This window comes from Sulfitobacter sp. (assembly GCF_036961165.1).
In the GTDB taxonomy this organism is placed as follows: Bacteria; Pseudomonadota; Alphaproteobacteria; order Rhodobacterales; family Rhodobacteraceae; genus Sulfitobacter.
Genome location: NZ_JBALVJ010000007.1, coordinates 28551 through 49777 on the forward strand (window position 1 = coordinate 28551; position 21227 = coordinate 49777).

Consider the following 21227-nt stretch of genomic DNA (forward strand, 5'->3'; position numbering starts at 1 on the left):
CCTTGGAGGCAGTCTGCTCAGGATATGGATTGGTGGGGAAGGGCTGAAGCCTTGAAGCTTAGCCTGGCCCGATCATAAAGCAGCTAACATTGCGTGCTTTCAGGCGACGACAGGCCAGATCGGCTGTTTCGCGGGTCATACCAAGGAAATTGGCGTCAAACCCTTGTGGCTTTTGAACAACCTTTCGCAGCGAGCCATCGAGCGTTGCCATCTCGGCCAAGGCGGTTTTGATCAATACCTTTTCGGCGGCATAGCGGCTGCCAAAGCGTCCCACGTTCACGCCCCAATGACGTCCGCCTGATGTGGATACCCGTGTGACAACTTCTTGTGGGGCTGCCTGCTTTTCAGATTTCGGTTGCGCTCCAATGACAACAAGGCCCTTGGGCCGGAGGGTCGGGCGCGCGGATGTGTTAGCTACGGCGAGGATGACCTGCTCAACAGCTTCAGCGGCGGCGGGCTTGATGGGGACAGGGGCCGCTGAAGCCACTTTTGGTGCCTCAGGGGCGGGCGTGGCGTTCGCCTGTGCAACAGCGGCATCAATTGCTGAGCTGAGGACGTCACTCATGGCGTCAGAGGCTTCGGCCACGGCGGCCAGGACTGCCTCGTCCGAACCGGGGCGAATTTTGGGCCTTTTGGATTCCTTCACAGCTCGGATCAGGCGGATTGTCTTACCCTTCGCGCCGGGGGCAGACGCTGCTGATGCTGTTTGCTGGGTCGCGGGTTCCGGATCTGCCTGAGCGATATAGTCCGGAACTGCTGGCTTGCGTACGGGGGCGGAGGATGGTGCACGGCGGAAACCGAGGTCCATCAGCTCGGCCACTTTTGCGTTACGCGCGGATGTGGAGGCGCCACCAAAAACAGTCACGATAATGCGTTCATTGCCGCGCTCGGCCGAGGCAGTAAGGTTAAAGCCTGCGGCGCGAGTATAACCCGTCTTGATCCCGTCTGCGCCTTTGTAGGACGACAGGAAGCGGCGGTTGGTGTGGGACACCTGACGCACGCCTGCGTCTGCGGTAATGCGGGAGAACAGGTTGTAGTACTGGGGGAAGTCATACAGCAAGTGACGGCCCATCACGGTCATGTCGTGGGCCGTGGAGAGGTGGCCGTCTTCGGTCAGGCCGTGTGCGTTCTTGAAGGTCGTGCGCGTCATGCCCAGTTGTTTTGCAGTGCGGTTCATCCGGCGGGCGAACTTTGCTTCAGAGCCTTCAATCGCCTCACCAATTGCTGTCGCCGCGTCATTTGCGGATTTGACCGCTGCAGCACGGACCAGATAGCGCAGGGCAATTTTTTGACCGGAGCGCAGGCCCAGTTTGCTGGGTTGCTCAGACGCTGAATTCTGGGAAATAGTTACTTTTGTATCAAGCGAAATCTCACCGCGCTCAATCGCTTGAAATGCGATGTAGAGCGTCATCATCTTGGTCAGGGATGCTGGATGGAGGCGTGTATCTGCGTTGCGCGCATGTAGCACCTCGCCGGTGCGCGCATCAATAACATAGGCAGCATAGGGTGCTGCAAGGGCGCTCATCGGAACGATGACGAACAACCAGATAGCCGCAATTATGAATAGCCCGAAACGGGCCGGCTGCATGCGCCGAACCTTCATGGTAACCTGCCTAACTCTGCCTATGACCCCCGATTTTTCGGGTGGCCGTATTATTTATAGGTAAAGGATAGCAGCAATTTTCGTTTCTGATAACCCTTATTTGAAAAGGAATTAGGCGATCTTCTGCAATGCGGCATAGCATATGTAGATGCCGCCAAATCAACAACCACAACACCCGCCATTGTGGCAAGATTGTGGCAGGATCTGGGCGTGCTCCGCCGCATTTCAGGCGGGCGATTCATTCCAGCGTGAGCGAGCTATAATGCGTCTCAAGAAACCCCAATTCGACTCCCAGTATGCAAGGGGGCGGAATGTGGCTGCGGAGCTCGGTCTGAAGTGCTGCGAGCAGGCCTTGCATAAAGGCGTCGTCACGATGTGGTTTACGTAACATGCGTAGTCTCAGCAGGATGTGAGCGTGGTGTGTTTTTTCCAAGGCAAATGCGCGGCCTTTACAGTCGCCTGCGTTGCTGTCGTAAGCGCCTATTACCCCTTCGATTTTCGCGAGGATAACTGTTGGATCAAGCGCGATATGTGCGGAAAAACTTAGGTCAGCTTGGGGCATTAGTGTCTCCGTTGGTGAGAGTCTGGATCAGCGGCGGCAGTACGGACAAGATGCTGATTTTATGAAATTTACTGTGATCTGGTGTCGGTGCATGTTCGATCTCCCAGGTTAGACCGTGTGGGATGTAGACGCCCCAACCACCTGCATTGATCATCGGGATCACATCCGACGCCATCGAATTTCCGATCATTAAACCTTGATCCGCACCGGTGCCATGCTGGCTGAAAATGCGGGCGTATGTATCAGGCGTCTCGGCTGAGACGATTTCGATTCCATGAAACAGGTCGCGCAGGCCGGACTGGGCCAGCTTGCGCTCCTGATCCAGAAGATCGCCCTTGGTTATGACGAGGACTTTATAATTATGGCGCAGCGCTTCGATGGTCTCAGCCGCGTGCGGGAGCAGGTCAACGGAATGGCTCAGCATATCGCGACCGGCATCCAGAAGCTGCGCAATCACGGATGCGGAAACGCGCCCCTCTGTCACCTCAACGGCTGTTTCGATCATGGATAAAGTGAAGCCTTTGATGCCAAAGCCATAGTGGGGCAGGTTGCGGCGCTCTGCCTCAAGTAGCCGCGCCATCAGCGTTCCGCGGTCCGTGTGATCGGCCAGCAGGTCAGAAAACCGTTCCTGTGTCAGAGCAAAAAAACGTTCGTTATGCCACAAGGTGTCGTCGGCATCGAAACCGATTGTCGTCAGAGTGTTGGACATATTGGTGCGCTGCCTCTTTTCTAAACGGGGCGTCACGTTATATAGACAATACACAACCCCGATGAACATGCCTTAACCGCAGGAGCAGCGATGCACCTTGATCCGATATCCATGGCAGACCCGCAAGACGGTGACGAAACCGAGCTGCTGACCAAAGTGAAGCCAAAGACGAAGCGGCCGCCGATGTATAAGGTGATGCTGCTGAATGATGATTTCACGCCGATGGAATTCGTTGTGCATGTTTTGGAACGGTTTTTTGGCCTCAATCACGCGCAAGCGTTCGAGATCATGCTGATCGTTCACAAAAAGGGGCTGGCGGTTGTGGGTGTGTTCAGTCACGAGATTGCGGAGACGAAAGTCGCGCAAGTGATGGATTTTGCCCGCCGTCATCAGCACCCGCTGCAATGCACTATGGAAAAAGAAGAATAAGCGATGCTTGATTCGCGATTGCCGCTGGCGCTTGATGGCGGCGGCCTTGAGTGGCCCGAAAGCGGCCCAATTGCCGTATTTGCGCCAAGTGCGGATGCTGATCTGGACGGTATACCAAAAGACCGCGCCGAGATTATTCAGGATTATTATCCGGCACATGCCGCTTGGGCTGGGCGCGGCTTTCACGTGAACGTGCTTAGCGAGGGGCGCTACAGCGCTGCTGTGGTCTGTCTGCCGCGTTCCAAGATGGAAGCACGTGCAATGATCGCCAAGGCCTGTGCGCTGAGCGATGGTGCCGTCGTGATTGACGGCCAGAAGACAGATGGCGTTGAAAGTATCCTGAAGGCGATGAGGGCCCGTGTGACAGTGCACGGCCCTGTGACCAAAACACATGGTAAGCTTTTCTGGATTGATGCGCCGGCCGCTGATTGCTTTGCCGATTGGGAGGCTGGCCCATCACTGACCGAAGGTGGTTTTTGGACCGCTCCGGGCGTATTCTCGGCTGACGGCGTTGATCTTGCGTCCGCGTTGCTTGCGGATGCACTTCCCCAGAAGATGGGCAAACATGTCTGCGACCTTGGCGCAGGGTGGGGCTTTTTGTCGGCCCATGTGCTGGCCCGCGAAGGCGTTGAGGCTGTGCATCTGGTAGAGGCTGGGCACCTCGCGCTTGAGTGTGCCAAACGCAATGTCACGGACCCGCGCGCGCGCTTCCATTGGGCTGACGGCACCGACTGGGCGCCAGAGCACAAGATGGACACCGTTGTCATGAACCCCCCGTTTCATGTGGGCCGCGCAGCGGAGCCGCAGATCGGGCAGGCTTTCGTAGCGTCAGCCGCCCGCCTATTGGCGCCTCAAGGGCATCTTTGGATGGTGGCGAATCGTCATTTGCCCTATGAGGCAGAGTTGAAAACCCGCTTTGTGCAGGTCGAAGAGATAGGCGGCGATGCGCGGTTCAAACTTTTCCATGCGTCACGCCCCCTACGTAAGCGGCGCTGACCGGTTCAAGGGACACAACATGTCATTTTCGATTTCCGGCAAGACCGCGATTGTTACTGGTGCAGCCAACGGCATCGGCCTCGCCATTGCGCGCAGCTTTGCTGACAAGGGCGCAAACGTGATGTGCGCCGATATGGATGAGAAAAAGCTCAAGGAAGAGCTGGGCGATGTCCGCGACGAAGGAAATATACGTTTCTTTGCCGGTGATTTGCGCCAGCGTCTGACGATCGCAAATCTGGTGTCTGCGACCATCGACGCGTTCGAGCAAGTGGACATTCTGGTGAATGCCTCGCGGCAGGTGATGCCGACCGAAGCCCTGAATGTGGAAGACCAGTCCGTCGAGTTGCTGCTGGAGCAGAACCTGATGACGTCGCTGCGCCTGTCCCAACAGGTTGCAAAGCGGATGATGAAGCAGGCTGAAGACCAGCCCAATGGTGCTGTTGGCTCTATCATAAACCTTAGCTCGACGGCGGCCTCTCATACACAGTCGGAACTCATGGGCTATTCCATTGCCTCGGCTGCGCTGAACCAAATGACGCGCTCCATGGCGCTTGCTTTGGCGCCTCACCGCATCCGCGTGAATGCGGTGGCTTTCGGTTCTGTCATGTCTGCATCGCTCAAGGCGTCGGTGGCGGAAAATCGTGAGTGGCGGGATGATATCCGCAGCCACACGCCACTGGGTCGCATCGCGTCACCGGGGGAACTGGTTGAAGCAGTGCAGTTTCTGGCGGCAGAAAGCTCCAGCTTCATCACAGGCGAGGTGATGGTGGTGGATGGTGGCCGGTCGCTGCTGGATGCGGTTAGTGCGCCAGCGCACTGACGCGGCAAGACGTCACCCTGTTCACCTAAGAGAAATTGTGCTGTAAGCGCGTCAGCTAATCTGACAGAGAGCACGGCCATGACAGCAAATTTTGAGACCGAAAAAGATCGCGCAAGCACGTGGTTCAGTAGTCTGCGCGACGATATCGTCACAGCGTTCGAGGGTCTTGAAGATAGCCACGCCGAAGGGCCGCTCAGTGATATGGCGCCGGGCCGGTTTGAGGTCAGCCAGACAACGCGAACGTCCGAGGATGGTTCTGACGCGGGCGGCGGCCTGATGAGCGTGATGCGCGGCGGGCGCGTTTTTGAAAAGGTCGGAGTGAATATCTCCACCGTTTACGGCACGCTGGGCGCACGCGCGCAAAAGGCCATGGCCGCGCGCGGTGTGCCAGGGATGGAAGATGATCCACGGTTCTGGGCCTCTGGCATCAGTCTGGTGGCGCATATGCAGAACCCTCACGCGCCGGCAGTTCACATGAACACCCGCATGTTCTGGACGCCGGGCGCATGGTGGTTCGGTGGCGGGTCAGACCTGAACCCTTGTATCGAATACGATGAAGACACGGCGCACTTCCACGCGGCCCAGAAAGAGCATCTCGATCCCCACGGGGCCGACATCTACCCAAAGCTCAAGGAGTGGGCTGACGAGTATTTCTATATCCCCCACCGCAATCGTGCGCGCGGCGTTGGCGGCATCTTTATGGATGACCGGAACACAGGCGATTGGGAGGCGGATTTTGCCCTAACCCAAGACATCGGGCGCGCCTTCCTACCAGCCTATTTGCCACTGGTAGAAAAGCGTAAACCCCAAGTCTGGACCGAAGCAGACAAGGACGCACAGTTGATCCATCGGGGCCTCTATGCGGAATATAATCTTGTCTACGATCGCGGCACAAAGTTCGGGCTTGAGACAGGCCATGACGCGAATGCGGTCCTGATGAGCCTGCCACCCATGGCCAAGTGGGTCTGACCAGAAATTTTGCAGCACATGGCATGCTGTTTCTGGCTTGACGTGGGCTGGCCGCTATCATAGTTCACGGCCCACGGCGTTATAGCTCAGTTGGTTAGAGCGAACGACTCATAATCGTTAGGTCCCTGGTTCAAATCCAGGTAACGCCACCACTTCTCCCCCATCCAAACCTCAGCCAAACAGGGCTGCGTAGCGCATGACAACACTACTGTTGTCTGTAGCGCTAGTAGCGTTCAATCGGGCGTGTGCCGTTACTGCTCTGGGGGGGCAAAAAGGGGAAGGGGCATGGATATCATGTTCATAGCGCTGACAGCGTTGCCAAGAGTGCATTTCGATCACCCTGTTCGTGCTCTGCTGACAAAGCACTTTGCTGCCGGACATGAAAAAAGAGCCGCGACATGTGCGGCCCTTTGTAGGTGTCTAACTTTGACGGCAGAGGGTTAGGTCCACGCCATCCGTGCAGGGTGGTATTCGAAGGCGATGTGGTGCGCAGCACCTGTCAGGCCCTCTTTGGTGTGGTTGTAAAGCGAACGCCAGTACGGCTGGATCGTCACGCCTTCGTCCTGAATCAGTTTCTGACCCTTCGCCATCAGCGCACGGCGTTTTTCGATGTCTGGCGTCGCCAGTGCTTCGGTCAGGATGGCGTCAAACTCGGCGTTGGACCAGCCGAACTCGTTCCATGCCTCACCTGAACGGTAGGCAAGCGCCCAGATTTGCACACCCAGCGGGCGCGGGTTCCAGTTGGTGGAGGAGAAGGAATACTTCGTCCAGTCGTTCCAGAACGTGGAGCCGGGCAGGATCGTCCGCTTCACTTTGATACCTGCGTCGCGCAGTTGAGCAGCCACAGCATCGGTGGTGTCCTTGCGCCATGCATCGTCGATCGAGAACAGCTCATGCTCGAAATCGGCCATGCCTGCCTCTTCCATCAGCGCCTTGGCTGCTGCTGGATCGGCTTTGATAAGCGGCAGTTCTGCATACTCGGGGTGCATCGGGCCAACGTGGTGGTTTTCTGCAGTAAGGCCGCGTCCGGCTTGACCAAGCTCAAGGAGCACGTTGTTGTCCACGGCCAACGCCAAGGCACGACGCACACGGGCGTCTTCGTAAGGGCGCTTGCCGTCAACTTCGGCCAATTGGTTAGGCCGGATGACAATGGTTGAGCCGGTTGCAATCTCATGCTCGACCCAGCCACCAAGGCCAGTCAGGATGTCGATGAAATCGCCTTCCATAGAGTAGAAAGCGTCAACTTCTTCGGCTTCGGCTGCCGCGATCCATGCGGAAGGGTCTGTACCGTAGTCGATGTATTCCAGACGGTCGATATAGGGGCCACCGTAGACTTCTGTGCCCCACCACGTGTGGTCTTCGTTCTTGACCAGCACACCTTTGACGCCAACTTCCAGCAATTCTGGCAGGAACGGGCCTGTGCCAACAGGATTGTCGGTCATCGTATCTGCACTGAAAGAGCTGTGTACGATTGCGGCAGGATAATCGGCCATGCCGGCGACCAAGGTGATGTCCGGTGTCGGCAGCTTCAGCTTGACGGTATGGGTGTCTACAACTTCGATAGCACCTTCGATGGCTTTTTCGGTCGTGGCGTCGATCAGGGTCGCAAAACGGCCCGCCATGGAGTTGCCTTCAACCTTCTTGTCGCACCAGCCAGTGATATTGCGGGCCACGTCCTCGGCTGTGAAATCGTCACCGTTGTTCCATTTGACGCCTTTACGGACATTCAAAGTATATTCAGTGGCGTTGTCATTGATTTCCCAGCTTTCCAGCAAGGCAGGCGTAAACGTACCGTCGTTTTCCCAAATTGCGAGGTACTCGAGCCAGCCGCGGGAGAAGTTGGCGATCTGAGACCAGTCATAGGTGCGCGGATCTTTCAGCGCGCGGACTTCCATCTGCATGCGCACGGTGCCGCCCATCTTCTTGTCAGAGTGGGACGCAGCCTGCGCGGGTGCGGCCATGCCAAGCATGGCGTAGGCCGTGGCAGTTGTAGCACCAAAGGCACTGGCAAGCGCGAGGAACTCGCGGCGGTTGACGGGGTCGGCCTTGGCCTGCTCTGCGCTGTCCAGTATGGACTGCGGCAGCGGCTTTCCGGTGCGTGTTGTGAATGTCATGATCTTCCTCTCTGTTGTAGGTGTGCCGGTGCGCATCAGGGCGCACTGCCACATAAAACCCGGTCTTGCGGGTTCGGTGATTGCAGGTTGATCCTGCTTTCCGGTCTGCTCGAACGGCAGCTCTAGTTTGATGATCCGGCGATATGCCCCTCTCGTCAACCCTATCGTTCCGATGGATCAAGGGGCGGTGAGCGTGCGGAAAATATATCTGTTCTTATGTTGAGGCTATCAGCCAAGGGTTCAAGGCGCCAGTTTCCTCTGAGCGACATCTTGCGGCCTAGGAGGTCGCGCATGTGCTCGCATCGCGACGGGTACGGCGCGAATGCCGCAATCGGAAGCTCACGTTGTGACGATTGGCTAAAGCGGTTGCCAACGTGCTTTGAATCTCGAAGTTGAGCTGTTTCGCGAATCTAGCGCTTTTTTCAGATCTCGAAGCGGGCTACGACCAGCCACCAATCCCTCACAATCGATGGCATCACTCAGGCGCAGTGTCCTCAGCGGGGCGTCTTCGATAAAGAATGGATCAAGCCCCATGGCGCGTCGTGCGTCGATGGTGATCATTGGCAACCATCGCGCCATAGGCGGATCTAGATGCGCGGCAAGTGCCGTCAGATGTAGTGCGGCCATCGGGTCGAACTGACCCAGCGGGCAAAAGGCATCTGCGACGTTATCTGACGCAGTGAGGATCGGCACACCAGACGCGCGCAATTCCCGCAGGCGGGTCATGCCGCGACGGTCCGGCGTCCCTTCACGGCGATCTTGCAGATATAGGTTGGTGGTTGGCAGGGCACACACGGCGATACCAGCGCGCGCCAGTTTGTCTGCGATGCGTTTGAGATGTTCCGGGTCGCGGTTCATCAAGCTCACCGCATGACCACAGAGAACCGGCCCCTCGAACCCCGCTTCAAGGATCGCATCGGCAATCACCTCAATCCCGTTGCATTCGTCGAGGCCCTCGTCGACGTGAAAATCCAGCGGAAGCCCGTACTCCTTGGCAGCGCGGATCATTTGAAAGATCCCTTCGCGCATTTTGTCATGACCGTGCAGGAAGGCCCCCAAGGCACCATGCGCATCGGCCGTGGCGCGGGCAAGTGATCGGGTGAAGCTGCCGTCGGCCATCTTGTCGATGCCTGTCAGCGGACTGAGTTGCAGGGTTACGTCCTGATGTTCCTGCGCGATTTCGCACAAGACGTGCCATGATAGCGGAGGTTCCGGAGTATCGCCCCAGTCAACGTGACTGCGCAGCGTTAGGACACCGGCGGCCCTTGCTTCTGTCAGACCTTGTGTCGCGCGTGTGTGAATGTCCTCGTGGGTCCAATGAATTTTGTCGCGCAACTGGGCCGCGATTGCAGTTTGCAGATCACCTGCCACTGGACCGAGGCGCGCAATCGTGTGGCACTTATCCAGATGGCAGTGGGCTTCCGTAAGCGCCGGAATAACCATCTGCACAGGAATGTCAGGAACGGGGGCGTCGAGTCCGACAAGGCGGTCATTCCGGATTATTGGAGCCCCGATCTGGCAGTCTCCGTCTTTCTGCCCACCAAAGCGTTCAGGAGTACGCAGCAGGACGCACGGGACTTTGATGTTCTGCATGAAGCGTCTCTACTTTGTTGCAATAGAAGTTAGCAGGGCGATCGCTCTCGTCCAACTTCTATATGCTGACTAGGCTGGATGGCAGAGTCTAAAAGTCAGCGTCAACGCCGGGCAGCTTCAACGCTTTGATCAGATCACGCAGCTCTTGCCGTGCGGCAATGTTGGAAATGTTGAGCTGCTTGACGCCAATGTCTTTTAGATCCAGCAGGGTCAGGCCGCGGGGGAAGAGTTCGCGGAAAATCACCCGTTCGTTAAAGCCTGGAGCGATGCGGAAACCGATGCGCTTGCTCAGGTTCAGGATCGCACGCTCCATCTTGTCCTTGTTGACCATACGCTGCGCGCCCATGCGGTTGCGCACTACGACCCAGTCAATCGCAGGCAAACCGGCTTGAGAGCGTAGCTGCCTCGCGTTCCAGACCATTTCGGAATAGACAGAAGGGCCAGTGATCTTGTCACCGGAAGCATCGGTATGGGCCAGCAGGTCAAAGTCGATGAAGCTGTCGTTTAGCGGTGTCACAAGCGTATCGGCAAGCGAATGCGCTACCTGGCTCAGCCGTGTGTGCGAGCCGGGGCAATCGATAAGAATGAAACCGTTATTTGGCTCAAGCTCGGCGACTGCAGCGGACAGGCGGTGGTCATAGATGTTTTCACCGGGCTTCAGCGTACTTGGATCAACCTCGGGCAGTGGGTGGCACTTGGGGCTGGGCAGGTCCAAACCGGCTTCCTTAAGGAAGGAGGCCCGATTATCGCAATAGCGGCCAAATGTGCGCTGACGCAGATCCAGATCAAGCGCGCTGACCTTGTGGCCCATGCGGGCCAATGCGGTGGCCACATGCATCGAGACCGTCGATTTTCCCGCGCCGCCTTTTTCGTTTCCGACGACGATAATATGCGCCATGTCCGATGCCCTTTTTACGTAGCCTGCATTAGCGCAGGGTAATATTGGGTGCACTATATTTAGGGATCAGACCTTTGGAAAGCGGTGAACGCCCCAATGCTTGCGCAGTGGGGCGTGCAGGTCACTACACTTTAGCTGCCAGAACGCTGAGCCAGACCCACATTTGGATGCTCAGGATTGCTGCTTGGGCGCCACGGAAGGTAGATACCCGCAGATAGGGCGTGGCGGATGCCACGGGCCGCGCACCACGCAGCGGCCTGTGAGACCCGCGCTTACGCGTGATGAGTGTTAGGTGATCGGGGTAGGGCTGGCTGCCTAAAAGGCGGGTGTGTTGCGTGCCCGTCGCTTGAGGGAAGCACGATAACAGATGAGCGGGTGATCCTCGCCCAGTCTCTCTGACCTGGTTTAGTCAAGGGTGTAGCTGCTGACGGTAGGACCAGCGGCAAGCTGGCCGGTATGGCCGCTTTGTCCGCAAACCCATCTGAGTAGACGCCGATAAAACCATCGTGCAGGAAGGTATCCATCGGCCATTGTGTCTCCGCTCACAAGGGCGTCCCAGACGCGGCGCTCAAAGCTGATAATCTCCAGATCGGGATCTTGCTTCAGTTGTTCCAAGCGAAAAAAGGCGCAGCCCGAAAGCTGCGCCATTTCCACGTTTTGTGAAGGTCGCTCTGAGTTACAGAGTAAGACCAGCGTATTTGTTTTTGAACTTGGACACGCGGCCGCCAGTGTCCATCAGACGGCTTGTGCCGCCGGTCCATGCAGGGTGCACGGAAGGGTCGATATCAAGCGACAGCTGATCGCCCTCTTTGCCCCAAGTCGATTTCATTTCCACGACTGTGCCGTCGGTCATTTTGACGTTGATCGTGTGGTATTCTGGATGTGTTTCGGTTTTCATCTGAATTACACCTTCGGAGCTTTGTAATGTGCGTTCTCGACGATACGCGCGGATTTACCACGACGTGTACGCAGATAATACAGCTTGGCGCGACGCACGCGACCACGGCGAACCACGGTGATGCTGTCGATGTTGGTGGAGTGCAGCGGGAATACACGCTCCACACCTTCGCCAAAGGAAATCTTGCGAACGGTGAATGCGCCGGCAATGCCTTTGCCGTGCTTGCGGCTGATGCAAACACCTTCGTAGTTCTGCACACGGGTACGTGTGCCTTCGGTGACTTTAAAGCCAACCCGGATGGTATCGCCTGCGCGGAAATCTGGGATCTCCTTGGCGAGTTCGGCGATATGTTCCGCCTCGATCTGTGCAATCAGGTTCATCTGACGCGACTCCTATAATGCTCGTGGTATGCCACGAAGTTGTTTGTCGATCCAAGAGCTTCGGTCTGTCTGTCGGGTCTGGCCTGATCTGGTCAGGGGGCAGCCCACCGGAGATAGCATCATCTTTTGCTTTTGCTGCGCCCAAAGCGCAAAGACCCCAATCCGCACTGATGCGATTCCGAGGTTGATAGCCGTATAGGCTTGATAGGCCTTCAGATCAAGGGCTGAGTTGTGCCGCGTAGTTGATCCACATCAAAGCAAAGTAGCACATAATCGCCATACTAATAGACGGATGCAGCAGACCGGAAGGGGAGCCCATGACAGCAGGAAGCAATGAGCAAAATAGGGTGTCTCGAAGCGCGCCAATTGCCGGATTCGAGCAAGGTGAATACCCGTATAAAACCAAACTGTCCCGCGCCGCCTATGAGGCGGAGAAAGCCGCGCTTCAGGTTGAGCTGCTGAAGGTCCAGCATTGGGTTCAAGAAACGGGCCAGAAGTTTGTTCTGCTTTTTGAGGGTCGCGACGCAGCGGGCAAGGGGGGCACGATCAAACGGTTTACTGAGCATCTCAATCCCCGAGCCGTCCGGGTCGTAGCCCTGAACAAACCCTCAGACGAAGAACGCGGCCAATGGTATTTCCAGCGCTACATCAAACACCTGCCAACGGCTGGCGAGATGGTCCTGTATGATCGGTCTTGGTACAACCGTGCCGGAGTAGAGCGGGTCATGGATTTTTGCGCCCCCGCCGAATATCTGGAGTTCATGCGCCAGACGCCTGAGTTTGAACGCATGTTGACACGCAGCGGCATCCGTCTGTTCAAGTACTGGTTCTCGGTTACGCAAGAAGAGCAGAGACAGCGCTTTGCGTCCCGCGAAACTGATCCGCTCAAGCGTTGGAAGCTGTCGCCCATCGACCGTGCCAGCCTTGATAAGTGGGACGACTATACCGAAGCCAAAGAGGCGATGTTCTTTTACACGGACACCGCTGATGCGCCTTGGACCGTGATCCGCCCTAATGACAAGAAGCGCGCGCGCCTGACGTGCATGCGGCATTTCCTGTCACAGTTGGATTATCCCGAAAAAGACCCCTCTGTCGCGCAACCGCCTGATCCAAAAATCTATCATCAGGCGGAGGCGCTTTTAAAACAGTCCGAGCATATCCTCGCGACTTCACTTCACCCCAAACACCGCAAAACGTAACAAGGAAAAACCAATGTCCCATACACCCCACGAACTGAACGAAGAGTTTCCACAGCAGGTTGAGCAGATGGCCGCACTGCGTCAGTCGGATAACCACTTTGCGAAACTGTCCGAAAGCTATCACACTGTGAACCGCGCCATTCACCGCGCAGAGGCAGATGTGGAGCCGACCAGCGATGACCACATGCAGCAGATGCGCCGCGAGCGGCTGGCGCTGAAAGACGAGATCGCAAACTACCTGCGTGAAAAGGCCTAGTAGAGCTTCATGTCCATCAGGGCGATCTCTGAATACATGTGATCAATCTCGGACGGCAGCATGCTGTCGCCCTTATAAAACCGTGGCACCTCGATCGGCTCTGTCGCATCGGGGTGCGCGTCTAAAATCAGGCGGCTGTCCCCGCTGAAAACTGCAGCCTCGGTGGGCAGTAAGGTGTCTGCCACTGCCCGCACATGGCGTGTCAGCAGATCCGGTTGACCAACGTAAAGCATCTCATGGGTGACATATTCGTCGACCTTTTGCTTCACCGATAGCACCAGCGTCAGCGGCCCGTCCGCAGTCTCAACCACCACGGGCTTGAGGTTCAGATCTGCGTGATCCGCCAATACTTGTGCATCCACCAAATTCAACGTCGCCTCGTTCAGCGGATCAAACGTGTGTGACAGGGGCGCTCCACCACTGTGTCGCCAGACATGGCGCTGGGCATCAAGGATCTTGAAACCAATTCTGTCCACCAGAGGCAGCGCACCTTTGGCGCTTGTTAGATTGGTCGAGGTGACTTCCCGATCAGCCATCGCAGCGTGCATCAGGCGTTCACCCAACCCCATGCCACGGTGAGTTTTCAGCACATACCAAGATGTCAGGTTGCGGTAGCGCTGTGGCCCGCGTGGCGTGTGGCGCAGGCTGTCGTTCATGCCCATCACGCCGACCAGTGCGCCGTTGTCCCGTGCGGTCACGGCAAATTCGCCACGCGTTCCACCCCAACGATTTGCAAGAAGTCGGGTCCAGCCATCGGCACCCCATTTGGCGCGGGGGAAAGCGGTGTGCATAAACCCCTCGACCTCTTCGCGTTGGTCGGCTGTGGCAAAGGTGATGTCGACCATGTTCAGGCTTCCTGTTGCATGTGCTGGACCGCCGCCCACATGCCGCGTGTTCGGGTGAATAGGCGGTCCGAGAAGGACCAGACAGCAGGTGGAGTTTGTAGGTGGTGGGTGACATAGCCCAATGGCTTTGTCGGATCGCTATGACGCCGCTCTGCCAGATACTCGATCATCATGGTAAGCATTTTATCTTCACCGCGAAAGACGCGGTCATACTTCCAGCGGATTGGATCAAGGTGGGCATCAATGTGAGACAGCCCTGCAACAACCGCATCATCACCGCGCCCTTCGTAAGCGGACAGGAACGTGTAACCCCAATCGGGCAAGCGACGGCGTGTGGCATCGCCAATCCGGTTCCAAGGCGGCACAAACCCGCGCAGCAGGCGCGGCATCTGTGCATCCTTCAGCAGTGCCCATCCGCGCCGCAGGTCCTGCTCTTGCAGTGCAAGGTCGCGGGTGTCGCCCACTTCTGAGGCTGGCAGGCCTTTGGGTTCATGGTTGATATGGCAAAGCCCGTGTTGCAGCACGAAGGCCTGATCCGTGTCGCGTAGTCGCACGGCAAGATCGGGTCTCAGACCGTCAGGGATCACGGCCAGATGCACTGGTACGGCGTGCCGCTGTGAAAGGTCCAGCAATGTTTCCAGATCAGGCGTTACGGTTTGGGCATCATCGTCGCGCCACCAAAGGCGCGGGCGTAAGCCGACTGCTTCCCAAGCCTCTAACTCGGTATCTAGGGCGGCCCAATCAGACATCTTCACGCGCCTGAAGTGCAGCCCAAAGGTCAGGCCTGCGCTCTTTTGTGAGCTTGTGAGACATCTCGCGGCGCCATTTTTCAATCTCTGCATGGTTGCCGGACATCAGCACAGGCGGGATCGCACGGCCCTGCCACTCGGCAGGTTTGGTGTATTGCGGATGCTCCAGTAGACCGGCGGAGTGGCTTTCCTCTATCGTGCTTTCGGCATTGCCCAGCACGCCGGGCAGCAGCCGGACGGTGGCGTCGATCATCGCTTGTGCTGCCAGCTCACCGCCAGTCATCACAAAATCACCCAAGGAAACTTCGGTAATGCCGTAGTGTTCGATCACCCGCTCGTCCACGCCCTCAAACCGACCGCAAAGCATGGTCACTCCGGCGCAGTCCGCCAGATCACGGGCCATGGCCTGATCAAACCGGAGCCCGCGCGGCGACATATAAAGGATCGGCCAGCGCCCCTGTGCACGCGCTTGCACAGCTTCGATTGCGGGGCCAACGACATCGGCGCGCAGGACCATGCCCGCGCCACCACCTGCAGGGGTGTCATCGACATTGCGGTGTTTGGTCAGGCCGAATTTGCGCAAATCATGGGGATGCAGCTGCCAGCGGCCTTCCTGAAGCGCGCGGCCCGTCAGACTGGCCCCCAGCACGCCTGGGAAAAGCTCGGGGAATAGGGTGATGATATGGGCTTGCCAGACATCCGCATAATCCGGCGTGTTGCTCATCAAATCACGCGGCTTCAAAATGGGCACCACGCGCTGTTTGCCGTGGGAGCGGTTTGGCGGGGTCATGTCTGTGGTCCTTTGTGGAGCAATGCGGCCTTGGCGGCGTTTCGTGCGTCCGTGTCCCTATGCGTTCTGTTGATCTCCAGCAAGGCGGCAAGGGTGTCATCATCAAGTCGTGTGTTCTGGGGCGGTTGGGCCGTGAGCGTCGCGCGCAGGTCTGCCGGAACATCACAAAGGTCCAATACCGGATCTGCTGGGCCTAGTGGCAGTTCCGCGCAATTGTCCAATGCGAAGCTGTTTACCGGTGCTGGTACGCGGCGGCGCACTTCGTTCACGATCCCGTCCAGATCATGCGCATCAGGGTATTGGGCGCTGAAGCTCGCATAATCGAGGGCCATTGCCGATGATTTTACATGCTCTGCCCAAGCGGAGCGGCGCCAGTCGGCGGGCGCGCGGGTGCCAAAGCAGAAGACCATCGGTGTTTCAGGGAACGCGGCCTGCGCGCGCTGCCAATAAAGATACATCAGTACCGGAGCGGCACTGTAATCCCCCAAGGCGCCGCGTCCGGGCATGTGGCCAGACAGCTCTTCGGCGCTCAGCAGCAAGGTGCGGCGGGGCATGCCTGGCAAATCGGCCAGCAGTGCATCGAACCGGTGGCTGACTTTGTTCAACGCGTCTTCGTTGCCAAAAGTGGAGTAGCCTCGCGTCGCGTGCATCAGTTCTTGCATCTGACCTTTGAGGCGGATTGCAACGGCAGGCATCAGAGCCTTACGGTTGGCGCGCAACACGGCCTGCACGCTTGAGGTGCCTGTCTTGTGAAAGCCTGCGTGGATGACGATTTTGCGCGGCATCAGCTTGCTGCCTCGATCAGGCCGCGCTTGGCTTTCTTCAACTCTTGCGGGCCCAGATCCGAGCGGTTGAGGTCCAAAAAATCAGCTAGCAGGGCTGCGGGCAGTTTTGGATTGCGCGTTTGTGCCGGCGCCGCCACCAGCGCTGAGCGCCGCTGTTCGTCCAGCTTTAGATAATCAAGCAATGCTTCGGAAATGCCAAGGCGGCGGTCTGTATGCTCCTCAAGGCGTGCGTCTATCAAAGCATGACCGGGCACTTCGCGTTTAATCTCGTCCAAGATTCTGTCGTGCTCGGCAGATGCTTTGCGGCGCTTGAGATAGTCGGCCTCATCCCACACCATGCGCGATGCCCGCAGGTGCTGGGCATAGCAGCTGCGCAGCCACGGCTCTGCCGCGCGCGTGGTGAAGAAAAAGCTCACTTCGTCATCGGGCGCCGTAGTTTTGAACGCGACTGAAAGCGCGCGCATCAGATGCGGGGCCGCACCATAGCCGTGCAGGCCGTGGCGGCCGGGGATATGGCCGCTCAAGTCTTCGGAGCTGATGATAAGTGTGGTTGCTTGCTCTGCCTGAAGGGACTCGATCAATAACGCGGCCTCGTACTTCACCATGCCCAGATCATAGTCTTCACGCGAGCGGCTGTAGGCGCGGGCGCTGTCACATAGGGCGGTCATACCGGGACGTAACACCAGACGGATGTCAGGACGCAGCGCCGCGCGGTTTGCGCGCAGCGTCTGTTGCAGGCTGGTCGTGCCCGTTTTGTGAAATCCGGCGTGGATGATGACCCGCCGCATTGCTACTCCTGCGGTGCAGGCTTGGGCGTAGGCAAAATACCCTCTGGCGGGTCTGCAACGATACGGCGCGAGGCCAGATCAACGGTTGGCACTGCAGCCTTGGTGAAAGGCAGGAAGGTTGTCGTAGACGAGCCGCTCAGCTGGAGTTCCAGCAGATCGTCAGCGCCATGGTTCTGTACGGTTTTTACGCGGCCCAGCAATTCGCCGCCTGTGTCATACACATCTAGTCCGATCAGATCGGCGTGGTAGAATTCGTCATCAGGCAAAGATGGCAGCTGTTCACGGCGGGCAAAAAGTTGCGTGGCGCGCATCGCGTCAGCTTCTTCTTTTGTTGTGACATCAGGCAGGCGGGCAGCAAAGCCGTTTTTAATCGGACGCAAAATGGCCAACTCAAACTGACGGTCACCGCTCTCGTCTGTGAGTGGGCTATAGGTCTCGATGTCTTCGGGGATGGCGCAAAAGCTTTTGATACGCAGTTCGCCGTTCACGCCATATGAGCCTGAGATGACGCCGACACAGATGTGGGTATCGTTCATTGCAGCAACTCCGAATTTACGCAGATGGTGCCAGTCCACTGACCTTCGCCTGCCGAGCATTCGGCGCGCATCAGCATTCCGTTTAGGTAAAAGCCCAGCACAGCGCCTAGGGCAAGTGTGGCTCCGAATTTCAGCAGTCCAAACATCAACGATCCTCGATATGCAGGGCAGCGGCACGCGCTTCCCAGCCTTTGGTTTCAAGCTCTGGGGTTAGGGATACATCGGCAGGCCAGCCAAGGCAAAGGTAAGCGACAAGCGACCAGTCTTCCGGTGCATCAAGATCACGACAAAGCTGTTCGGGATCAAGCACAGAGACCCAGCCAATTCCCAACCCCAAGGTGCGGGCATGCAACCACATCAGCGTGATCGCCCCCACAACGGAATAGCGGCGCATCTCAGGCATGGTCGCTGCGCCTAACCCTGCGCCCTTTGGAGTGCTGTCATCGCAAAACACGGCGATATGCTCAGGCGCCTCGCGCATGCCGGACAGCTTGAGCGAGGCATAAAGTGCTGCCTTATCGCCCGAGTAGCCCTCAAGCGCTTTTTCATTTGCGTGTTGATAATTGGTCAGCGCAGCATTGCGCGCGGTGTCGGAGCGAACGCGCAGCACGCGCCAAGGCTCTGACAGGCCCACAGAAGGGGCCAGAGAGAGTGTGGAGAGGCACACTTGAACAAGTGCCTCCTCCACGGGATCGGTGCGAAAGTGGCGCACATCGCGGCGCCATCGCATCAGGTCGGTCAGCCCGGCACGGAACTCATCCGAAAACGCATGCATGCCGGGGCCGTTTCCTGATTTACTCAGCGGCTGCTTCTTCTGCTGCTGGTGCTGCTGCTGCGGCTTCTGCTGCTGCCTTGTCGGCTTTCTCCTGAACGCGCTCTTGCGCTTTCTTGCCAGGCGTACCCTTCTTTGGGTTGTTGCGCTCTTTCTTGGGGCTCACGCCTGCGGCCTCCAGCATGCGCTGAACACGCTCGGTTGGCTGGGCGCCGTGGCTCATCCAGTATTCGATGCGCTCAACGTTCATTTTTACACGGTCTTCGCTGTCTTTTGGCAGCAGCGGAGAGTACGTGCCCAGCTTTTCGATGAAGCGGCCATCGCGTGGCATGCGGCTGTCAGCAGCAACGATGCGGTAGAACGGGCGCTTTTTGGAACCGCCGCGGGCGAGACGAATTTTCATGGACATGGTGTAGATTCCTTTAGGTGTTATCTTGGTGATGTTTGTGGTGCTGAATGACTTCAGCGATGATGAAGTTGAGAAACTTCTTGGCGAATTCAGGATCCAGATCGGCCTGTTCCGCCAAATCTTCTAGCCGTGCAATCTGGGTCGCTTCGCGATCTGGATCGGACGGGGGAAGGTCATGCTCGGCTTTGAGTTTACCCACAGCCTGAGTGTGTTTGAACCGCTCGCCAAGTGTGTAGACAAGGATCGCATCAAGGCGGTCGATGCTGGCGCGGTGACCCTTGAGGACCTCAGCGGCGAGTTTGACGTGATCGGTCATAGGCCCAACTCCTCTACCGTTGCGCCATTGAAAAGCGGTTTTGTGAAGGAGCGGTCGTAGCGGCGTATGCATTTGGTGCGCTTGGCGTGGTCATAGGCGCGGATGCAATCGGGGTCCTTCCACATGCGGGCGCGGTAATCTTCATAATCAGCCAGCGTGGGGAACGAAAAGTGGCAATAGGCGATGTCGTTCGGGCCCTCATGCGGCATGTGATAGCCGTGATGTGTCCCGCCGAGCTTTTCGACAAGATGCAGCCAAGCTTTCGCGTAGACTTCGAACTCGGGCAGTTTGTCCGGGTCGATTTCATATCTGACGGAGCAGCTGATCATTTCTTCTTCCCAAAGCCGCTGAGGCCAGAGGGCAAGCCCATGCCGCCGCCCATCTGTTTTGCTGCTGCTTCAAGCGCTTTGGGGTCCATGCCTTGCGCCATCGCCGCAGGGTCCATGCCGCCTTTGCCCATCATCTGTTTCATGGCCTGTTTCATCATGCCACCTTTGCCCATCTTGCCCATTTTTTTCATCATGTCGGACATCTGGCGCTGCATTTTCATCAGCTTGTTAAGGTCGCTGACCTCCATGCCGGCACCCTTGGCGATGCGCTTTTTGCGGCTGGCCTGAAGCAGCGCAGGATTGGCGCGCTCTTTCTTGGTCATCGAGTTGATCAGGGCGATCTGCTGTTTGAGGATGCGGTCATCAAGGCCTGCGTCTTCGACCTGTTTGGCCATCTTGCCCATGCCGGGCATCATGCCCATCATGCCTTGCATGCCACCCATCTTGATCATCTGCTCAAGCTGCATCTTGAGGTCGTTCATATTGAACTGACCCTTCGCCATGCGCTTCATCATCTTTTCGGCTTGTTCGGCCTCGATGGTTTCTTGGGCGCGTTCTACGAGGGCAACGATATCGCCCATGCCAAGGATGCGGCCGGCGATACGCTCTGGCTCGAACGTCTCAAGCGCATCCATCTTTTCGCCCAGACCAACGTATTTGATCGGCTTGCCCGTGATGGCGCGCATGGAAAGCGCTGCGCCACCGCGGCCGTCACCGTCCATACGGGTCAGGACAACGCCGGAGATGCCGATGCGCTGGTTGAAGTTCTCGGCGGTTTGCACGGCGTCCTGACCGGTAAGGCCATCAACCACCAGCAGCGTTTCACGCGGAGAGACAACGTCACGGACCGCTTCGACCTGCGCCATCAGCTCTTCGTCGATCGACAGGCGACCTGCGGTATCGAGCATGTAGACATCATAACCGCCAAGCGCCGCTTGGGTCTTGGCGCGTTTGGCAATGGCAACAGGGTTTTCACCCTTAACGATCGGCAGGGTGTCCACGCCGATCTGAACGCCAAGGATCGCAAGCTGCTCCATCGCGGCGGGCCGGTTCACGTCGAGGGACGCCATCAGCACGCGCTTGCCGTCTTTTTCTTTCAGACGTTTTGCCAGCTTGGCAGTGGTGGTGGTTTTACCGGAGCCTTGCAGACCGACTATCAGGATCGGGGCAGGCGGGTTGTCGATCTTCAGTGCACCCGGCTCGCCTTCGCCTTTAAGCACGTCAATCAGGGCGTCATGTACAATTTTGACGACCTGCTGGCCTGGCGTAATGGACTTGGTTACGGACTGACCAGTGGCCTTTTCCTGCACAGCGTTGACAAAATCACGCGCCACAGGAAGCGATACGTCCGCTTCCAGTAGGGCCACGCGGACTTCGCGGAGGGCGGTTTTGACGTCCTCTTCGCTAAGCGCGCCTTGTTTGGTCAGGCGGTCAAAAACACCTGAGAGGCGTTCACTGAGATTCTCAAACATGGGCGGAAGC

The 21227-nt window shown here is 57.7% G+C and carries 27 protein-coding genes and 1 tRNA gene; 7 read left to right on the top strand and 21 right to left on the bottom strand.

Going from position 1 to position 21227, the window contains the following annotated elements; all coding sequences use genetic code 11:
* Positions 1–58: 58 nt before the first annotated feature.
* The 3 genes from V7730_RS05545 to V7730_RS05555 form a co-directional block, all read right to left on the bottom strand.
* Positions 59–1603 carry a D-alanyl-D-alanine carboxypeptidase family protein gene (locus tag V7730_RS05545; protein ID WP_335746599.1) on the bottom strand — a complete coding sequence of 515 codons (1545 nt, stop codon included), beginning with the start codon at positions 1601–1603 and terminating at the stop codon, positions 59–61.
* A gap of 238 nt (positions 1604–1841) precedes the next feature.
* The gene (locus V7730_RS05550) at positions 1842–2165 is read right to left on the bottom strand and encodes a hypothetical protein (RefSeq protein ID WP_335746600.1); all 324 of its coding nucleotides are present in this window, start codon (positions 2163–2165) and stop codon (positions 1842–1844) included.
* Positions 2152–2874 carry an HAD family hydrolase gene (locus V7730_RS05555; RefSeq protein WP_335746601.1) on the bottom strand — a complete coding sequence of 241 codons (723 nt, stop codon included), beginning with the start codon at positions 2872–2874 and terminating at the stop codon, positions 2152–2154. The genes V7730_RS05550 and V7730_RS05555 overlap by 14 nt, the downstream gene beginning before the upstream one ends.
* 90 nt (positions 2875–2964) lie before the next feature.
* Between V7730_RS05555 and clpS the strand changes: the two genes are divergently transcribed.
* The 5 genes from clpS (at position 2965) to V7730_RS05580 (ending at position 6240) form a co-directional block, all read left to right on the top strand.
* On the top strand, positions 2965–3303 hold the full coding sequence (gene clpS / locus V7730_RS05560; protein ID WP_335746602.1) for an ATP-dependent Clp protease adapter ClpS: 339 nt from the start codon (positions 2965–2967) through the stop codon (positions 3301–3303).
* Positions 3304–3306: 3 nt separating this feature from the next.
* Positions 3307–4299, top strand: a complete 993-nt coding sequence (locus V7730_RS05565; RefSeq protein ID WP_335746603.1) for a class I SAM-dependent methyltransferase — start codon at positions 3307–3309, stop codon at positions 4297–4299.
* 19 nt (positions 4300–4318) lie between these two features.
* A complete protein-coding gene (locus tag V7730_RS05570; protein ID WP_335746604.1) occupies positions 4319–5119 on the top strand; it encodes an SDR family NAD(P)-dependent oxidoreductase in 801 nt (266 codons plus the stop codon).
* Positions 5120–5197: 78 nt separating this feature from the next.
* On the top strand, positions 5198–6088 hold the full coding sequence (gene hemF / locus V7730_RS05575; protein WP_335746605.1) for an oxygen-dependent coproporphyrinogen oxidase: 891 nt from the start codon (positions 5198–5200) through the stop codon (positions 6086–6088).
* Positions 6089–6163: 75 nt separating this feature from the next.
* Positions 6164–6240 (top strand) — tRNA-Met (locus V7730_RS05580).
* A 288-nt stretch (positions 6241–6528) separates the two neighbouring features.
* Here V7730_RS05580 and V7730_RS05585 read toward each other — a convergent pair.
* From V7730_RS05585 to rplS, 6 genes are all read right to left on the bottom strand, one after another.
* On the bottom strand, positions 6529–8202 hold the full coding sequence (locus tag V7730_RS05585; protein WP_335746606.1) for an ABC transporter substrate-binding protein: 1674 nt from the start codon (positions 8200–8202) through the stop codon (positions 6529–6531).
* Between the two features lie 357 nt (positions 8203–8559).
* The gene (locus V7730_RS05590; RefSeq protein ID WP_335746607.1) at positions 8560–9795 is read right to left on the bottom strand and encodes an amidohydrolase family protein; all 1236 of its coding nucleotides are present in this window, start codon (positions 9793–9795) and stop codon (positions 8560–8562) included.
* Positions 9796–9883: 88 nt separating this feature from the next.
* Complete coding sequence (locus V7730_RS05595; RefSeq protein ID WP_335746608.1) at positions 9884–10693, bottom strand: division plane positioning ATPase MipZ; 810 nt, start codon at positions 10691–10693, stop codon at positions 9884–9886.
* A 405-nt stretch (positions 10694–11098) separates the two neighbouring features.
* Entirely contained in the window at positions 11099–11308 is a 210-nt protein-coding gene (locus V7730_RS05600) for a hypothetical protein (protein ID WP_335746609.1), read from the bottom strand.
* 61 nt (positions 11309–11369) lie between these two features.
* Positions 11370–11591: a 50S ribosomal protein L31 gene (gene rpmE, locus V7730_RS05605; RefSeq protein ID WP_335746610.1), complete on the bottom strand. Its 222-nt coding sequence runs from the start codon at positions 11589–11591 to the stop codon at positions 11370–11372.
* A gap of 5 nt (positions 11592–11596) precedes the next feature.
* Positions 11597–11971: a 50S ribosomal protein L19 gene (gene rplS / locus V7730_RS05610; protein WP_335746611.1), complete on the bottom strand. Its 375-nt coding sequence runs from the start codon at positions 11969–11971 to the stop codon at positions 11597–11599.
* 317 nt (positions 11972–12288) lie between these two features.
* On the opposite strand from rplS, the gene ppk2 reads away from it, so the two are divergent.
* A complete protein-coding gene (ppk2, locus tag V7730_RS05615) occupies positions 12289–13170 on the top strand; it encodes a polyphosphate kinase 2 (RefSeq protein WP_335746612.1) in 882 nt (293 codons plus the stop codon).
* A 13-nt stretch (positions 13171–13183) separates the two neighbouring features.
* Positions 13184–13426 (top strand): YdcH family protein, encoded by a 243-nt coding sequence (locus tag V7730_RS05620; RefSeq protein WP_335746613.1) that lies wholly within the window; start codon positions 13184–13186, stop codon positions 13424–13426.
* Here V7730_RS05620 and V7730_RS05625 read toward each other — a convergent pair.
* The 12 genes from V7730_RS05625 to ffh are packed head-to-tail and all read right to left on the bottom strand — an operon-like array spanning position 13423 to position 21217.
* Positions 13423–14271, bottom strand: a complete 849-nt coding sequence (locus V7730_RS05625) for a GNAT family N-acetyltransferase (RefSeq protein ID WP_335746614.1) — start codon at positions 14269–14271, stop codon at positions 13423–13425. The genes V7730_RS05620 and V7730_RS05625 overlap by 4 nt on opposite strands.
* A gap of 2 nt (positions 14272–14273) precedes the next feature.
* Entirely contained in the window at positions 14274–15020 is a 747-nt protein-coding gene (locus V7730_RS05630) for a polysaccharide deacetylase (RefSeq protein ID WP_335746615.1), read from the bottom strand.
* The gene (gene trmD, locus V7730_RS05635) at positions 15013–15810 is read right to left on the bottom strand and encodes a tRNA (guanosine(37)-N1)-methyltransferase TrmD (RefSeq protein WP_335746616.1); all 798 of its coding nucleotides are present in this window, start codon (positions 15808–15810) and stop codon (positions 15013–15015) included. The genes V7730_RS05630 and trmD overlap by 8 nt, the downstream gene beginning before the upstream one ends.
* The gene (locus tag V7730_RS05640; RefSeq protein WP_335746617.1) at positions 15807–16595 is read right to left on the bottom strand and encodes a hypothetical protein; all 789 of its coding nucleotides are present in this window, start codon (positions 16593–16595) and stop codon (positions 15807–15809) included. The genes trmD and V7730_RS05640 overlap by 4 nt, the downstream gene beginning before the upstream one ends.
* Entirely contained in the window at positions 16595–17383 is a 789-nt protein-coding gene (locus V7730_RS05645) for a hypothetical protein (RefSeq protein WP_335746618.1), read from the bottom strand. The genes V7730_RS05640 and V7730_RS05645 overlap by 1 nt, the downstream gene beginning before the upstream one ends.
* Before the next feature lie 2 nt (positions 17384–17385).
* Positions 17386–17919, bottom strand: a complete 534-nt coding sequence (rimM, locus tag V7730_RS05650) for a ribosome maturation factor RimM (protein WP_335746619.1) — start codon at positions 17917–17919, stop codon at positions 17386–17388.
* Positions 17916–18065, bottom strand: coding sequence for a hypothetical protein (locus V7730_RS05655; RefSeq protein ID WP_335746620.1), 150 nt, complete (start codon positions 18063–18065; stop codon positions 17916–17918). The genes rimM and V7730_RS05655 overlap by 4 nt, the downstream gene beginning before the upstream one ends.
* The gene (gene bluB / locus V7730_RS05660; RefSeq protein WP_335746621.1) at positions 18065–18694 is read right to left on the bottom strand and encodes a 5,6-dimethylbenzimidazole synthase; all 630 of its coding nucleotides are present in this window, start codon (positions 18692–18694) and stop codon (positions 18065–18067) included. The genes V7730_RS05655 and bluB overlap by 1 nt, the downstream gene beginning before the upstream one ends.
* 19 nt (positions 18695–18713) lie before the next feature.
* On the bottom strand, positions 18714–19100 hold the full coding sequence (gene rpsP, locus V7730_RS05665) for a 30S ribosomal protein S16 (protein ID WP_335746622.1): 387 nt from the start codon (positions 19098–19100) through the stop codon (positions 18714–18716).
* A 13-nt stretch (positions 19101–19113) separates the two neighbouring features.
* Entirely contained in the window at positions 19114–19416 is a 303-nt protein-coding gene (locus tag V7730_RS05670; RefSeq protein ID WP_335746623.1) for a chorismate mutase, read from the bottom strand.
* Positions 19413–19745 (bottom strand): NIPSNAP family protein, encoded by a 333-nt coding sequence (locus V7730_RS05675; RefSeq protein WP_335746624.1) that lies wholly within the window; start codon positions 19743–19745, stop codon positions 19413–19415. Before V7730_RS05675 ends, V7730_RS05670 begins: the two co-directional genes overlap by 4 nt.
* Positions 19742–21217: a signal recognition particle protein gene (gene ffh, locus V7730_RS05680; protein ID WP_335746625.1), complete on the bottom strand. Its 1476-nt coding sequence runs from the start codon at positions 21215–21217 to the stop codon at positions 19742–19744. The genes V7730_RS05675 and ffh overlap by 4 nt, the downstream gene beginning before the upstream one ends.
* Between the last annotated feature and the right edge of the window lie 10 nt (positions 21218–21227).

What these genes read in the sequence shown, in the direction of transcription:
- V7730_RS05670 (WP_335746623.1), bottom strand. Translation starts at nt 19,416, where the DNA reads ATGACCGATCACGTCAAACTCGCCGCTGAGGTCCTCAAGGGTCACCGC.
- V7730_RS05625 (WP_335746614.1), bottom strand. Translation starts at nt 14,271, where the DNA reads ATGGTCGACATCACCTTTGCCACAGCCGACCAACGCGAAGAGGTCGAG.
- V7730_RS05555 (WP_335746601.1), bottom strand. Translation starts at nt 2,874, where the DNA reads ATGTCCAACACTCTGACGACAATCGGTTTCGATGCCGACGACACCTTG.
- hemF (WP_335746605.1), top strand. Translation starts at nt 5,198, where the DNA reads ATGACAGCAAATTTTGAGACCGAAAAAGATCGCGCAAGCACGTGGTTC.
- trmD (WP_335746616.1), bottom strand. Translation starts at nt 15,810, where the DNA reads ATGACCCCGCCAAACCGCTCCCACGGCAAACAGCGCGTGGTGCCCATT.
- rimM (WP_335746619.1), bottom strand. Translation starts at nt 17,919, where the DNA reads ATGAACGATACCCACATCTGTGTCGGCGTCATCTCAGGCTCATATGGC.
- rpmE (WP_335746610.1), bottom strand. Translation starts at nt 11,591, where the DNA reads ATGAAAACCGAAACACATCCAGAATACCACACGATCAACGTCAAAATG.
- V7730_RS05590 (WP_335746607.1), bottom strand. Translation starts at nt 9,795, where the DNA reads ATGCAGAACATCAAAGTCCCGTGCGTCCTGCTGCGTACTCCTGAACGC.
- V7730_RS05630 (WP_335746615.1), bottom strand. Translation starts at nt 15,020, where the DNA reads ATGTCTGATTGGGCCGCCCTAGATACCGAGTTAGAGGCTTGGGAAGCA.
- V7730_RS05585 (WP_335746606.1), bottom strand. Translation starts at nt 8,202, where the DNA reads ATGACATTCACAACACGCACCGGAAAGCCGCTGCCGCAGTCCATACTG.
- rplS (WP_335746611.1), bottom strand. Translation starts at nt 11,971, where the DNA reads ATGAACCTGATTGCACAGATCGAGGCGGAACATATCGCCGAACTCGCC.
- V7730_RS05570 (WP_335746604.1), top strand. Translation starts at nt 4,319, where the DNA reads ATGTCATTTTCGATTTCCGGCAAGACCGCGATTGTTACTGGTGCAGCC.
- V7730_RS05550 (WP_335746600.1), bottom strand. Translation starts at nt 2,165, where the DNA reads ATGCCCCAAGCTGACCTAAGTTTTTCCGCACATATCGCGCTTGATCCA.
- V7730_RS05675 (WP_335746624.1), bottom strand. Translation starts at nt 19,745, where the DNA reads ATGATCAGCTGCTCCGTCAGATATGAAATCGACCCGGACAAACTGCCC.
- bluB (WP_335746621.1), bottom strand. Translation starts at nt 18,694, where the DNA reads ATGCATGCGTTTTCGGATGAGTTCCGTGCCGGGCTGACCGACCTGATG.
- clpS (WP_335746602.1), top strand. Translation starts at nt 2,965, where the DNA reads ATGCACCTTGATCCGATATCCATGGCAGACCCGCAAGACGGTGACGAA.
- V7730_RS05645 (WP_335746618.1), bottom strand. Translation starts at nt 17,383, where the DNA reads ATGCGGCGGGTCATCATCCACGCCGGATTTCACAAAACGGGCACGACC.
- V7730_RS05595 (WP_335746608.1), bottom strand. Translation starts at nt 10,693, where the DNA reads ATGGCGCATATTATCGTCGTCGGAAACGAAAAAGGCGGCGCGGGAAAA.
- V7730_RS05620 (WP_335746613.1), top strand. Translation starts at nt 13,184, where the DNA reads ATGTCCCATACACCCCACGAACTGAACGAAGAGTTTCCACAGCAGGTT.
- V7730_RS05655 (WP_335746620.1), bottom strand. Translation starts at nt 18,065, where the DNA reads ATGTTTGGACTGCTGAAATTCGGAGCCACACTTGCCCTAGGCGCTGTG.
- ffh (WP_335746625.1), bottom strand. Translation starts at nt 21,217, where the DNA reads ATGTTTGAGAATCTCAGTGAACGCCTCTCAGGTGTTTTTGACCGCCTG.
- V7730_RS05545 (WP_335746599.1), bottom strand. Translation starts at nt 1,603, where the DNA reads ATGAAGGTTCGGCGCATGCAGCCGGCCCGTTTCGGGCTATTCATAATT.
- V7730_RS05565 (WP_335746603.1), top strand. Translation starts at nt 3,307, where the DNA reads ATGCTTGATTCGCGATTGCCGCTGGCGCTTGATGGCGGCGGCCTTGAG.
- rpsP (WP_335746622.1), bottom strand. Translation starts at nt 19,100, where the DNA reads ATGTCCATGAAAATTCGTCTCGCCCGCGGCGGTTCCAAAAAGCGCCCG.
- V7730_RS05640 (WP_335746617.1), bottom strand. Translation starts at nt 16,595, where the DNA reads ATGCCGCGCAAAATCGTCATCCACGCAGGCTTTCACAAGACAGGCACC.
- ppk2 (WP_335746612.1), top strand. Translation starts at nt 12,289, where the DNA reads ATGACAGCAGGAAGCAATGAGCAAAATAGGGTGTCTCGAAGCGCGCCA.